General features: G+C 70.7%; 13 protein-coding genes. 4 read left to right on the top strand and 9 right to left on the bottom strand.

Annotated elements, in window-relative coordinates:
• The first annotated feature begins 47 nt into the window (after positions 1 to 47).
• Entirely contained in the window at positions 48 to 596 is a 549-nt protein-coding gene (folE, locus tag ACQEU1_RS38740) for a GTP cyclohydrolase I FolE (RefSeq protein ID WP_433213604.1), read from the top strand.
• Here folE and ACQEU1_RS38745 read toward each other — a convergent pair.
• Both ACQEU1_RS38745 and ACQEU1_RS38750 read right to left on the bottom strand, forming a co-directional pair.
• Positions 584 to 1,099, bottom strand: coding sequence for an EF-hand domain-containing protein (locus tag ACQEU1_RS38745; RefSeq protein ID WP_433213607.1), 516 nt, complete (start codon positions 1,097 to 1,099; stop codon positions 584 to 586). The genes folE and ACQEU1_RS38745 overlap by 13 nt on opposite strands.
• Positions 1,100 to 1,156: 57 nt before the next feature.
• Positions 1,157 to 3,709 (bottom strand): AAA family ATPase, encoded by a 2,553-nt coding sequence (locus ACQEU1_RS38750; protein WP_433213610.1) that lies wholly within the window; start codon positions 3,707 to 3,709, stop codon positions 1,157 to 1,159.
• Between the two features lie 280 nt (positions 3,710 to 3,989).
• Between ACQEU1_RS38750 and ACQEU1_RS38755 the strand changes: the two genes are divergently transcribed.
• Positions 3,990 to 6,614 carry a LuxR C-terminal-related transcriptional regulator gene (locus ACQEU1_RS38755; RefSeq protein WP_433213613.1) on the top strand — a complete coding sequence of 875 codons (2,625 nt, stop codon included), beginning with the start codon at positions 3,990 to 3,992 and terminating at the stop codon, positions 6,612 to 6,614.
• Here the strand turns inward: ACQEU1_RS38755 and ACQEU1_RS38760 are convergent.
• The 3 genes from ACQEU1_RS38760 to ACQEU1_RS38770 all read right to left on the bottom strand — a co-directional run bounded on the left by ACQEU1_RS38760 (position 6,568) and on the right by ACQEU1_RS38770 (position 8,529).
• A complete protein-coding gene (locus tag ACQEU1_RS38760) occupies positions 6,568 to 6,987 on the bottom strand; it encodes a LapA family protein (protein ID WP_433213616.1) in 420 nt (139 codons plus the stop codon). The genes ACQEU1_RS38755 and ACQEU1_RS38760 overlap by 47 nt on opposite strands.
• 48 nt (positions 6,988 to 7,035) lie before the next feature.
• Positions 7,036 to 7,389, bottom strand: a complete 354-nt coding sequence (locus tag ACQEU1_RS38765) for a DUF742 domain-containing protein (RefSeq protein ID WP_433213619.1) — start codon at positions 7,387 to 7,389, stop codon at positions 7,036 to 7,038.
• Between the two features lie 216 nt (positions 7,390 to 7,605).
• Positions 7,606 to 8,529 (bottom strand): anti-sigma factor RsbA family regulatory protein, encoded by a 924-nt coding sequence (locus tag ACQEU1_RS38770; protein WP_433213622.1) that lies wholly within the window; start codon positions 8,527 to 8,529, stop codon positions 7,606 to 7,608.
• 101 nt (positions 8,530 to 8,630) lie between these two features.
• On the opposite strand from ACQEU1_RS38770, the gene ACQEU1_RS38775 reads away from it, so the two are divergent.
• Positions 8,631 to 9,452: a MerR family transcriptional regulator gene (locus tag ACQEU1_RS38775; protein ID WP_433213625.1), complete on the top strand. Its 822-nt coding sequence runs from the start codon at positions 8,631 to 8,633 to the stop codon at positions 9,450 to 9,452.
• On the opposite strand, the gene ACQEU1_RS38780 is transcribed toward ACQEU1_RS38775, so the two are convergent.
• From ACQEU1_RS38780 to ACQEU1_RS38795, 4 genes are read right to left on the bottom strand one after another with little or no spacing between them, the layout of a single operon-like run.
• Positions 9,449 to 10,075 carry a GTP pyrophosphokinase gene (locus tag ACQEU1_RS38780; RefSeq protein WP_433213628.1) on the bottom strand — a complete coding sequence of 209 codons (627 nt, stop codon included), beginning with the start codon at positions 10,073 to 10,075 and terminating at the stop codon, positions 9,449 to 9,451. The genes ACQEU1_RS38775 and ACQEU1_RS38780 overlap by 4 nt on opposite strands.
• A gap of 26 nt (positions 10,076 to 10,101) precedes the next feature.
• Entirely contained in the window at positions 10,102 to 11,073 is a 972-nt protein-coding gene (locus ACQEU1_RS38785) for a D-cysteine desulfhydrase family protein (RefSeq protein WP_433213631.1), read from the bottom strand.
• Entirely contained in the window at positions 11,064 to 11,921 is an 858-nt protein-coding gene (locus tag ACQEU1_RS38790; RefSeq protein WP_433213634.1) for a cobalamin-binding protein, read from the bottom strand. Before ACQEU1_RS38790 ends, ACQEU1_RS38785 begins: the two co-directional genes overlap by 10 nt.
• Positions 11,921 to 12,451, bottom strand: coding sequence for an NUDIX domain-containing protein (locus ACQEU1_RS38795; protein WP_433213637.1), 531 nt, complete (start codon positions 12,449 to 12,451; stop codon positions 11,921 to 11,923). The genes ACQEU1_RS38790 and ACQEU1_RS38795 overlap by 1 nt, the downstream gene beginning before the upstream one ends.
• Before the next feature lie 177 nt (positions 12,452 to 12,628).
• Between ACQEU1_RS38795 and ACQEU1_RS38800 the strand changes: the two genes are divergently transcribed.
• Entirely contained in the window at positions 12,629 to 12,982 is a 354-nt protein-coding gene (locus ACQEU1_RS38800; protein WP_433213640.1) for a hypothetical protein, read from the top strand.
• The last annotated feature ends 67 nt before the right edge of the window (positions 12,983 to 13,049 follow it).

A 13,049-nucleotide genomic window follows, 5' to 3' on the forward strand; every position in this document is an offset into this window, starting at 1 on the left:
AACTACTCTTGTTGACTAAAATCGAAAAGCGGATCTACCGTGGCGCCATGGACGTCGAAGCGGCGCAGCGGGCGGTAACGGACCTGCTCAAGGCACTCGGCAAGGACCCGTACTCGGTGCACCTGGCGGACACGCCCCGCCGGGTCGCGCACGCCTACGCGGAGATGCTGACGCCCCGCGAGTTCACCATGACGACGTTCCCCAACGACGAGGGCTACGACGAGCTCGTGCTCGCCCGCAGCATCCCGGTGCAGTCGTTGTGCGAGCACCACATGCTGCCGTTCCACGGCGTCGCGCACGTCGGTTACCTGCCGGGCGAACGGATCCTGGGGCTGTCGAAGCTCGCCAGGGTCGTCGAGATGTTCGCCAGGGATCTGCAGGTGCAGGAACGGCTCACCAAGCAGGTCGCCGACTGGTTGCAGGACCAGTTGCAGCCCCTGGGGGTCGGCGTCGTGATCGAGGCCGAGCACATGTGCATGGCATTGCGCGGCGTGCGGGTCAACGGCTCCCGCACGGTCACGTCCGCGTTGAAGGGCGTGCTGCGGGACAACCCCGCGTCACGTCAGGAGTTCTTCACCCTCGTTCAGGCCGCCTGAACGGGCCCGAACACGTACGAACCGGGCGCGTCGGCGTCGTCGCCCGCCCAGAACTCCGCCCACAGCGTGGCGAACTCGGCCCGCGACAACCGGCCGTCGCCGTCCAGGTCGAGCACGGCGAAGTCGGTGTCGCCTTCGTGGCCGAGCCACGCCTCGATCATCACCCGGTACTCGGCCTCGGACACGTAGTCGTCGTTGTCGGCGTCGACGGCGCCGAACATCGCGTCGGCCGTGCCCAGCACCGGTTCGATGTGGTCCGGCAGCAGGTCCACGACGCTCAGCACGTCGTCCAGCGTCACCCGCTCCGCGCCGCCCGCCGCCTGCTGGAGGGTCTCCCACCAGCCCAGCATCACCTGGGTCAGCAGCTTCTCGTCGCTGCCGCGCAGCCCGGACCAGCGCTGGGCGAGGAGCCGGAAGTCCTCCTCGGTCAGGTACCCGTCCCCGGTCACGTCCATGGCCCCGAAGACCAGAACCACCTTGCTGCGCTGAAATTCGCTCGCCATGCGACAGGACGATAGGACCGAAAGTCGCAATCCGGCCATCGGCCGAACGGGTCCGAACTATTCGCCCAAAAGGGCATCCGCGAGCTGCAAACGGCCTGATACGCCCAGCTTCCGGTAGATGCCCGACAGCACGCCGGAGACCGATTCGGCGGGCATGAGCAGCGTGGACGCGATCTCGTCATCCGAACGGCCGCGTGCCGCCAACTCAGCGACCTGATGCTCCACCGGGGTGAGCGCGGTCGGTCCCGTCTGACGCATCCGACGAGGCCCGGCACTGGTGGCGACCAGTTCGGAGTAGGCCCGCGCGGCCATCGCCGACGACCCGCACTTCTGCGCCAGGTCCACCGCGTCCCGCAGGCACACACGCGCACCGGCCGTGTCTCCCTGCCGGCGCACCACCACGCCGAGGTCCACCAACGCGCGCGCGAGTTCCAGACGGGCGGGGGAGCCGCGCAGCACCCGCACGGCCTCTTCCAGCAACGTCCGCCCGGCCGCGCCCGCCGTCACCCGGCCCGCGGCGCGCAACGCCATGCCCAACGCCCGCGGCGCGCCCCACTCGCGGGCCAGCACGACCTCTTCCATCGCCAGGTCGCGGGCGCGTTCGCCGTCGCCCATCGCCGCGCACGCCAAAGCCGCGCCGGAACGCCACGACAACGCCGCCGGGTTGCGGTACGGCCAGGCCGCGCAGTGCCGTCCGGCGGCCAGGAACGCTTCCAGGGCCTCGTGATCGTCACCCCGCGCGGTCAGCATCCGGCCCCGCACGGTCAGCACGCCGCCGAACGACCACACCCGGCGCGTGTCCTCCGTCGTGGCCCCGGCGATGACCGCGGCGGCCTCGTCGAGGCGGCCCTCCTCCAGCAGGATGTCCGCGAGCAGCGCGGCGTGCCACGCCGTGACCGCGTGCCAGCGGCCGTCCTGCCGCAGGTGCTCCCCGGCGGTCTCCAGGTCGGCGCGGGCGGAGGCGAGATCTCCTTTGCGGCGCTGGACGTTCGCGCGCATCACGTTCGTCAGCGCGCGCAACACCGGTGCCTGCCCGCGGTCGACCTCGTCCAGCAGGGCCAGTGCCTCGTCCAGCGAGTCGGCGAGGTTCAGCGTCATCGCCGACGCCAGCGACGCCAGCACGCCGTCCGTCGACACCAGCCGCACGGCCTCCGAAGCCCTGATGTCGCCCACCATCACGCGGTGCAGCACGCCGGCGGGGGAGTCGAGCGAGACGGTCGAGGGCACCGCCTCCTGCCACGCCAGCCCGTGCACGGCCAGATGTGCCTGCGCGCACGGAGAACTGCCCAGAACGGCACGGATCTCGGCCGGTTCGCCGGCGGCGTGCAGGGCGTAGGACAACGCGATCGCGGACTCCACGTCGTCCACATCGGACTGATAGGCCTCGCGCAGCCTGGCCGTCGCGCCCGGCAGGTCGCCGACGAGCTCGGCGATCCCCAGCAGCCGCAACGCCCGCGACGGGTTCGCCACCGGTTCGCGCAACGCCCGCCACAGCAACCGGGCGGCACCGGCCGTGTCGCCATGGTTGACCGCCTCCTGGGCGGCGCGGTCGAGCACCCCGCCCGCCCACGGCTCCAGGCCTGGCGACGTCTCCAGCAGGTGGTCGGCGACTGCCCGATCGGACGCTCCGTGCGCCCGCAGGGACCTCGCGGCCCGCAGGTGCAGCGCGGCTCGGGCGGGCGCGGGCATGTCGTCGAGCACGGCGGGCCCAGCCACGCCGAGCAGCTCCACGGTCCGGACGGCCTCCGCGAGCTCGACCGGGCTCAGCCGCGTCAGCTCGGCCAGCACCCCGGGATGCGGCGACGGGCCGAGCGCGGCCAGGCAGTGCGCCGCGGCCACGACGGCGGCCGGGCGGCGGCGCAGCCGGGCCGCCATGATCTCGCCGGCCACCTCCGCACCGCGCTGCGCCACCCGCCACGCGGCCTCGGCGGTCGGCGGCACCGCGTCCTCCGCCAACGCCCTGAGCAGGCGCGTCACCGTCAACGGGTTGCCGCCGGTCGCCTCGCAGCACGCGGCCACGAACTCGGGCGCCGCCTCGCCCAGCGCGCCGGACACCAGCAGGCCGACCTCGGCGGACGTCAGGTTGTCCAGCACGATCCGCTGGCACGCCGCCATGATCTCGCCGAACGACGGGTCGTCACACCGCTCGCCCACGCCGAGCGACAGCACCAGGGCGACCGGCAGCCGTTGCACCCGCAGGGCGAGATAGGCGAGCCAGCGCAACGACGCGGCGTCGGCCCAGTGCACGTCGTCCACGACGACGAGCAGCGAGGTACGCGACCCCAGCGCGGCGACGAGCCGGTAGACGCCGTGCAGCACCGGAAAATCGGGCGCGGCCGCGGTGAGCTGCACCGCACCCAGCGCCTCCGCGGGAACGAGATCCGGGTCCACCAGGTCGAAGAGCTGTGCCACGATCCCAAATGGAAGATCGCTTTCCAATGCACTTCCGCGGGCGCGCACGACCTGCCTGCCGGAGGCCTCCCAGCGTGCCGCGAGGTCGTCCAGCGCCGCCGTCTTTCCCGTGCCAGGAGCGCCTTCCAGCACGGTGGTCGTGCCCGGCACCACCTGATCGCTGATTCCGGCGCACCACACTTTCAGCCGGTTTTCCAAGATCTCTCCACAATCCGCCGCTGAAAGTATCAGCGGAATTGATGCTAGGAGAAAGCGCGCCACTTGCCCAGGTAAAGCTTCCTGCGCTATGGGCGTCTCAACAGGACCGCTCCACGTATGATCCCGCGGGCAACTACCCGAATGGGTAGCGGCAGCTTCACGATCGGCCCGTGAGGGCATCCCAACGGGCTAGACGCGACGGCTCGGGGGTGGTCGCCGCGAGGGTCGTTGTGGTAATGCAGCGCTTGTTCTCCGCCGCCGCGGAGCGAAAGGAAAATGGGTGTCGGGGAATCGTGACGGGGTGTTCCGCGGCCGTGAGGGAGAACGGGACCTCCTGAACGGTGTGCTGAGCGCGGGCACCGGGGTGGTGCTCGTCGACGGCGCGGCCGGAACCGGGAAGACCCGGCTGCTGGCCGAGACCGCCGCCCTCGCCGCCCGCCGCGGCTTCGAGGTCGCCACCGCGCAGGACGAGCTGGACCAGCCGTTTCTGCTGGCACGCCTGGCGGAACGGCAACCGGAAGGCCCGACGCTCGTCGTCCTCGACGATCTCCACCTGGCCGAACCCGGCACGCTGGCAGCGCTCCGCGCGTTGTTACCCGCCTCCACCCGCGAAAGGGTCGTCTGGCTGCTCGCCCGCCGCCGCGGCGAGGGCGCCGACCGCCTGTTCGCCGCCGCGGCCGGTCGCGGTGCCGTCCGGATCGACCTGCGCCCCCTGGCGGACGACGTGGTCGAGGACCTCGTCACCGACCTCGCCGGCGGAACTCCCGACCAGGACCTGAAAGCGCTTGCCTCGATCGCGCAGGGCAATCCCGCCGCGCTGTTCGGGCTCTTCGCCGCACTGGCCCAGGACCAGCAGGTCGTCATCGTGGACGAGCACGCCGCGTTGCGGCCGGATCGCTCTCCGCGCGCGACCGAGGCGGTGCTGCGCGACCGCGTGAGTGCGTTGAGCGGCAAGGCGAGGCACCTGCTGCAGGTCGCGTCCGTGCTCGGCCAGCGCTTCGAACCCGGTGACGTCGCGGAGATGCTCGCGTCGAGCACCGCGATCCTGTTGCCCGCACTGGACGAGGTCATCGCCGCCGGCGTCGTCACCTCGCTCGACGACAGGCTCGCGTTCCGGCACGACCTGCTCTGGCGCCTCGTCGCCGACTCGGTGCCGCAGCCCGTGCGCCGCGCCCTGCACCGCGAGGCGGGCGAAATGCTGCTGAGGCGCGGGGATTCCGCCGTCATCGCCGCCAAACACCTGCTGCACGGCGCCCAGCGCGGCGACGCCCGGTCCATCGACGGGCTCGTCAGTGCCGCGAAAGCCGTGCTGTGGAACGCGCCGGAGGCCGCGGCCGAGCTCGCGGTGCGCGCGCTGGAGCTCACCGACCAAGCGTCCGCTTCGCTGGTCCACCGCACGGTCATGGCGGTGAGAGCGCTCACCGCCGCCGGGAAGCTCACCGCCGCGCAGGCCCTCGCGCAGGAGGCGTTGTCCCGCCACGTGTCCCCGGAACCCGCGGCGAAGCTCCGGCACTGCGTCGCGACGACGTTGCTGCTCGGCGCACGGCACGAGGAGTCGCTGGAGATCTCCGAGGCGTTGCTGCGCGAACCCGGCCTGGCCCCGGAACTCGTGCCGTGGGTGGAGATCACCCGCCTGATGGGCCTGCTCGGCCACGACCGGCGCCGGGCGGAGGAGCTCGCCGAGGCCGTCGTGCGCACCCACCAGGGATCGCCGGACGACGTGCTGGCGACGGCGCTCGCGGTGCTGGCCGCGATCGCCCGCGACACCGGCCAGCCCGGTGCCGCGCTGGACCTCGCGCGCGAGGCCGCGCGGTCGAGCACCTCGCACGACCTCAGCGCGTACCCGCAGCTGCTGCTCGCGACCCTGCTCTCCGGGCTGCGCGAGCTCGCCGACGCCGACACCGTGGTGCGGCGGGTGCGCAGCGGGCCGTCCGCGGTCGTCACCAGGGAGGTCATGACCGCGGTCGTGCAGGCCAGGATCCTGTTGCAGGCGGGGCGGATCGAGGAGGCGGCCGTCGAGGCCCGCGCCGCGCTCGCGGTCGCGGAGGAGACCGGCCACGAGACCGTCGTCGCGCCGGCGCTGGCGGTGCTCGCGATGGTCGCGATCCACACCGGCGACCTGCCCGCCGCGATCGAGCACGTCGAACGCTGCCGCGAGCACGTCGCCGCGGACGGGATCGTGTTCTCCCGCGCCTACTACCAGTGGGCCGACGTGCTCGTCACCTACGTCGGCTCCGGGCTCGAGAAGGCGATGTCCCTGCTCACCGACGAGTACCCCGGCCTCGTGTCGTCCGGCCTCTTCGCCGAGGAACCCCGTGCCGCCGGGTGGTTCGTGCGCAGGGCGTTGGAGGCCGGCGACGAACGGCTCGCGCAGGCCGTCGTGGACCGCGCCGAACGGCTCGCCGAGGAGCATCCGGTGTTCCCGGCGGTGACGGCGGCCGCGGTCCACGCGCGCGGCCTGTTCGACGCCGACGCGAAGCTGCTGGAACTCGCCGCGCAGCAGCACCGCGACCTGTGGGCGCGGGCGAACGCCGCGGAGGACCTCGGCGTGCTGCTGACGGGCTCGCCGGACCGGGCCGAATCGGTGCGGGCGCTGGAGAACGCGCTGGCGATCTACCGGGAGATCGGCGCGTCCCGCGACAGCGCGCGGGTGCTCGGCCGGCTGCGCAAGCTCGGCCGCAGGCGCAGGGCCGCACCGGCCAGGCCCGAGTCCGGATGGTCCAGTCTGGACGACACCGAACGGGCCATCGCGAACCTGGTGGCGAAGGGTCAGACCAACCGGCAGATCTCGACGCAGCTGTTCATGTCACCGCACACGGTGAACTTCCACCTGCGCAAGATCTTCCGCAAGCTCGGGATCAGCTCACGGGTCGAGCTGGTGATGAGGTCGAGGGACGACCAGTGATCCGCTTGGCCTGACGGCGCAGCTGCAGGATGCGGGCGGCGCCGACGATCGCGACCAGCAACGCGCCGCCGATCGCGGCGAACAGCAGCGCCACGCCGAGCGGGAGGCTGAACTGCCCCCACAGGAAGTGGATCGTCGCGTTGTCGCCGTTCTGCAGGATGAACACCAGCAGGAACGTCAGCACCACGATCGCCACCAGCACGGCGACCCAGGTGCCGCTGATCCGGGTCGGCCGCAGCTTCTTCGGTGCGGCCGCCGGAGCAGGCGGGACGGCGGGTGGAGCAGACGGGACAGCAGGTGGAGCGGCGGACGGGCCGGTCGGGAACTCGTCCGTGACCGGCGTCTTCTGGGTCTCGTCGCTGGAGGTCGCCACACGAGAATTATCGGCGACCTGGGGGCATCCCGCGCGCTGGCGAACGGGTTACAACTTGCGCAACCCGGACAGCACGCGTTCGAGCAGCGCGATGGTCGGCTTGTCGCCCGGTTCGTGCACGGCGACCAGGTTCAGCGTGATCAGGTCGCTCAGCAGGACCCGCGTGACGCCGAGCGGGATCTTCATGAGCGCCGAGATCTCGGCGACCGACCGCGGCTGCAGGCACAGCCGCATCATCGCCGCCTGGTCGTTGTTCGCGCGGTAGAGCCGGTCCTCGTCGGTGGAGAGGAGCGTTTCCAGGCGGAGGTCGTGACGGGCCGCGGTGCGGCCGCCGGTGCGGGCGTAGGGGCGGATCAGCGAACTGTCCCTCGCGGGGACCTCTGGTGCTTCGTCCTCTTGCACAGGCCACTCCGGTGGCGGTTCCGGTGGGCGATGGCGCAACGGTTGCTGACGGGGCAGTTGTTGCGTCTCCGCGCCGTTGAAGTCTCCACTTCCGTCGGCGTGCAGCCGTCTGCGGGTCGCCGGAGACCCGAATCGAGCCCCCGTGTAACCGATTTCCGTCGCTTCCTCGTCGTGCACGTGCTCAAGCTATAACGAGATCGCCCAAATGTATGTGGATCAAGTCGCCTTTTTGTCAGTCAGATCGAATCTGACTTGGATTGCGGTGCCGCTTGACGTCGTTTGGGTGCGGACAAGGTCCGCCAAACGGTTGACAAGCAACAGACCGCGACCGCCTGGTTCGTTTGCGTGAACAGGGGTGCGTCCAGCCAGAACATCGGTGATGTGGCCGTTGTCGTTGACTTGGCAAACAATACTTCTGCTTTCCGCCCACACCCGGACCGTGCTCTCGCCCCCGCCGTGCCGCACGCTGTTCGTCGCGAGCTCGGTGACCGCGAGGGCGAAGTCGTCAACTCTGTCCAGTGCGAGTCCGTGTTTGGTTGCTTGTTCACGGGCGAACGCCCTGACCGCCGCCATCGCACCGGCGCCGACCGAGGTGCTCACCGCGTCCACGGGAATGGTCAGCGGCAGGGAGTGCGCGGCGACGACCACGCGTGCGGGGTGGAAGTGGTCGCTGGGGCGGTGGCCGCTCGCGTCGATGACGACGGGGTGGGTCTTCTCGGCGTCGGCCAGGACGTCGTGGTTCAGCGCGGTGATGTTGTACGGGCACAGGATGCTGAGGTCACGGCCGCTGAACGCGTAGTTGACCAGCGCCTCGTGCAGCGCGCACGCCGGGTACTCGACGTCGGTGCGCAGGTCCCACACCGGCTCGCTGATGATCCGGACGGCCCCGCGGTGCCGGTCGGCGAACGCGCGGAGCTCGGGGATGATCCGGCCGGGGTTGCGGCCGGTGTCCGCCATGTCGATGAACGTCACGAGGTGGGCGAACCCGCTGAGCGCCTCCCTGAGCAGCTCGAGGTTCCTGCTCGGCACCGCCACGGCGACCGGTTCGGCGTTCGCGAGACCCTCCACGACGAACGGGACGGTCCCGTCGATGTAGGAGTCGTCATCGCTGTAGAACAGCGCCGGATGTGCGAACGTCATGTGCCACCTCTCGTCAACGTCCCAGGATCCCCACCCGGTGCGTTGCTCAAACCATCATTTCTTGACCCTGACACCGTGTCAGCCCCTACACAGGAGCAGTCATGTTCACCATCGGAGACTTCGCCCATCTGGGGCGCGTGTCGGTGCGGATGCTGCGCCACTACGACGCGGTCGGGTTGCTCCCACCGGCGCACGTCGACCCGTCCAGCGGCTACCGCTTCTACACCGCCTCGCAGCTGCAACGACTCAACCGCCTGGTGGCGCTGAAGGACCTCGGTCTGACGCTCGACCAGGTGGGTGTGGTGCTCGACGAAAAGCTTTCCGCGGAACAGCTCCACGGCATGCTGTCGTTGCGGCGAGCCGAGCTGCGGCAGCAGATCCTCGCCGACGAGTTCCGCCTGCGCCGCGTCGAGGCACGTCTCCGCGTCATCGAAAGAGAGGGCGCCATGCCCACCGACGAGATCGTCGTGAAGTCCGTCCCCGCCACCCGGATCGCCTGCCTGACCGGGACCGCCGCGTCGTACGGGCCGGACGACATCGGCCCGGTCATCCAGCCGCTGTACCCGCAGCTCTTCGAACGGCTCGGGCGCGCGGGGGTCGAGCCGGCCGGCTACGGGATCGCCACCTACGAGGCGGCGGAAGGGGACGCCGTGCTCGTGCGGGCCGGGGTCGTCGTGTCGGTGGAACCGTCCGCCGCGCACGACTTCGAGATCGTCGACCTGCCCGCGCTGGAGGAGGCGGCGACGATCCTGCACCGCGGCACCATGGACGACGTCGACACCTCCTACCAGGCCGTCGCGTCCTGGATCGAGGCGCACGGCTACCAGCAGAACGGGTTCGCGCGGGAGGTGTACGTGAAGTACGGCGAGGGCGACCCCGCCGACTGGGTGACCGAGCTCCAGCTGGAGATCACCAAGCCCTAGGCGGGGTGGATGCGCCGGTGCAGCGTCTCCATCCGGTCGTCCAGCTGCGCCGCGATCATCGCGGTCGACTTCAGCTCGCCCACGAACTCCGCGGGCGGGCTGTCGTCGTACTTGTAGAAGAGCTTGTGCTCCAGCGTCGCCCAGAAGTCCATGGCGATCGTCCGCAGCTGCACCTCGACCTTCACGTGCTCGACCCGGTTGGACAGGAACACCGGGATGCGCACGATGAGGTGCAGGCTGCGGTAGCCGTTCGGCTTCGGCTGCGCGATGTAGTCCTTGGTGCGCAGGATCTCCACGTCGTGCTGGCGCGCCAGCATCTCGCTCACGCGGTACACGTCCGAGACGAACGGGCAGACGACGCGGACGCCCGCGATGTCGTCGAGCCAGTCGCCGATCGTGTCGAGCTCGAGCGGGAAGCCCTTGCGTCGCAGCTTCTCCAGGATGCCCTCTGGCTTCTTGACGCGGTTGCTGATGTGCTCGATCGGGTCGTGGTGGTGGACCGCGTCGAACTCCTCGCTGAGGATGCGGAGCTTCGTCATGAGCTCCTCGATCCCGAACTTGTAGACGAGCAGTCTTCGTTCGAGATCGCGCAGCACGCTCAGGTGGTCGGCCAGATCGGTCACGCCGTCCAGAGTACTGATCACGCCGGTCAGAAGGCGGCCACCGCCTCCGGCGCGTAGCCGTAGAAGCCGGGAAGACCACCTGTGTGGAGGAACACGAGCGGCACGTCGCTGTCCGGGGCGATCTCGCGGAACTTCACCGCGGCCTTGCCGGTGTAGACCGGGTCGAGCAGCACGCCCTCGGTCTCGGCGAACAGCTTCAGCACGCTCCACATCTCCGGCGTCGGCACGCCGTAGCCGGGCCCGATCGTGTCGTCGGTGACGGTGACGTGCGCGAGCTTCGGGGCGGGCTCGCCGAGCAGTTCCGCGGCGGCGGTGGCGAGCGCGCGGAGCTCGTTCGCGGCGTCTTCGGTGGTGTGCGAGACGCTCGCCGCGCGCACCTCGCCGGGCCAGCCCAGCAGTTCGGTGCCGAGCGCGATGCCCGCGGCCGTGGCGCCGGAGCCGTCGGGGACGACGATGGTGGCGTTGTCGATGCCGCGCTCGTTGAGCTGCCCGACGAGCTCGACGGCGGCCACGACGTAGCCGAGCGCGCCGAGCCCGTTCGAACCGCCCACGGGCAGCGTGACGGCCCTGTCGTGGTTGATGCGCTCGTACGTGGCGACGGTCTCCTCGGCGGTCTGGCAGACGTGCACGGTGGCGCCGAACATGTGGTCCAGCACGACGTTGCCGGAGCGCTCGTACGCGTCGCCCGTCATCGGCACCTTGGCCGTGAGCACGAGCTCGCACTTCAGGCCGAGCTTCGCGCACGCCGCCGCGGTCTGCCGGCCGTGGTTGGTCTGCAGCGCGCCGAACGTGATGATCGTGTCCGCGCCCTGCTTGATCGCCTGGCCGAGCAGGAACTCGAGCTTGCGCAGCTTGTTGCCGCCCGCGCCGAGGCCGTTGACGTCGTCGCGCTTGATCAGGACGGGCGGGCTGCCGAGCGCGGCCGCGAGCCGTGGCGCGTGCTCGAGCGGGGTCGGCCAGCTGCCCAGTGCGACTCGGGGGAACGCGCTCAGGTCCATGCCGGGAGCTTAGTTGCCTCCTGTTCGGTCGCCTCGCCGATGCCGTGCAGGACGTGGGCGAGGACCTCGACGCCGCGCACCACCCGCGGGCCGGGGCGGTTGAAGTAGGACGGTCCATCGAGGACCCACGTCGGCGGCAGCGGTTCGTCCGGCAGCTCCCGCATCGTCCGTTCTGGAGGGAATCCGCACGGCATCAGCAGCACGACGTCGGGGCGTGCGTCGTGGACGGCCTGCCAGGTGATCGGGCGGGTGTGCTCACCGGGTTCGGCGAGCAACGGGGTGCCGCCCGCCGCGGTGATCTGCTCCGGCACCCAGTGGCCCGCCGGCCACACCGGGTCGAGCCACTCGATCGCGGCGACGCGCGGGCGGTGCAGGGCCTCGGTCCGCCGCGCGATCACGTCGACGCGGTGGCGCAGCGCGGCGATCCTGTCGGCGCTGTCGACGCCGAGGACGTCGCCGACCGTCTTCAGGCAGCGCAGCACCTCGTCCAAAGTGGAAGGTTCGAGGCTGAGGACGGTGGGGCCGATGTCCATCATCCGGACGGTGTCGCTCACCCTGCGGTAGGAGATAGCGCAGACGTCGCACAGGTCCTGGGTGAGGATCACGTCGGGCTCGAGGTCGTGCAGCAGATCGGCGTCGAGGCCGTAGAGCGACGAGCCGCGGTGCACGGTCGAGTTGATCTCACGGCTGCTCAACGCGTTCTGGTCGACACCGGTGCTCGTGACGACCGGCACGCTCTCGACGGCCGCCGGCCAGTCGCACTCGTGGGTGCGGCCCACCAGGTGGCCGAGCAGGCCGAGCTCGGCGACGACGTCGGTCGCGGCCGGCAGCAGCGAGACGATCCTCATCAGACCTCCCGGCCGAACTCGGCGTACCTCGTGGAACCGCTCTCCTGTGCGGCGACGGCGAGTGTGAGCCTGCGGTGCAGCGACGGGTAGATCCGGTCCCTCGCCTCGTCCAGCGTCAGGTAGACGACGCCCTCCAGTTCCGGATCGTGCGCCTGCGCGTCGTCGAGCACGCCGCCGTCGAACACGAACTGGTGGCAGTCGCGCCAGACCCCGTTGCGGGGCGTCCAGTCGACGACCAGCAGCCCTCCGAGTGAGAGCGCGACCCCGAGCTCCTCCTGGATCTCCCGGACGGCCGCGGCCTTGGGCGACTCGTCGTCCTCGGTCATGCCGCCGGGGATGTCCAGCACCGCCTTGTAGGTCGGCACGACGAACAGCACGCGTCCGGTGGAATCGCGGATCAGCGCGCCGCCCGCGCACGTCTTGGTCGGACGGTTCGACGCGACGCCCGGCACGAACTCGAGCTCGGCCGGACCCTCGTCGAGAACATCGGCGGCGAATGAGGCGGGGTCTCCCGCGTGCAGTGCTGACACGAGTTGATGATCACACCACCGAGTGAATCGCGCACGCGCTGTGCAGCGGCTTCGCGCTGGTGGCGGATGTCCGGAAGGTGACGGTCTGCAACCAAACGACCGAGGAGTACCCTTGGCCCTGTAACTCCGTGCGATCAATCGCCGATGTCCGAGGCAACATCGGTGGAGGTGACGCCAATGGGGGCAACCGGTGCCGCCCAGCGCAGACAGGACAGCAGATCGGCCCCGTGGTCGGTGGTCGCACTGACCGTGGTCTTCGTCGTGGTGGCTCAGGTCCAGTTCGCCATCGCGGTCGCGGAGGAGGTCCTGTGGCCCGCCGTGCTCGGCGTGCTGCTGCTGGCCGCGGCGATCGCGTTCGTGAAGACGGCGCGCAGGTTGCGGTGGGAGGACAGCGACCCGTACGAGGCTCCGCCCCAGGTGGCCGCCAAGCCACTGCCGGCCGAGCACTACGAGAGCCACGTCGACGCCGACGGAAGCCTGGCGCGCGCGGTCGGCGAGGTCGTCCACGCGTCGAGGCGCTGGCGGGCCTGACGGGCTCAGCGAGCGGCGGCCGGGTCAGGCGGTGACCCGGTCGGTCAGTCATGTCCGCCCCTAGTCG

Source organism: Lentzea sp. CA-135723 (assembly GCF_050936595.1).
GTDB lineage: Bacteria > Actinomycetota > Actinomycetes > Mycobacteriales > Pseudonocardiaceae > Lentzea.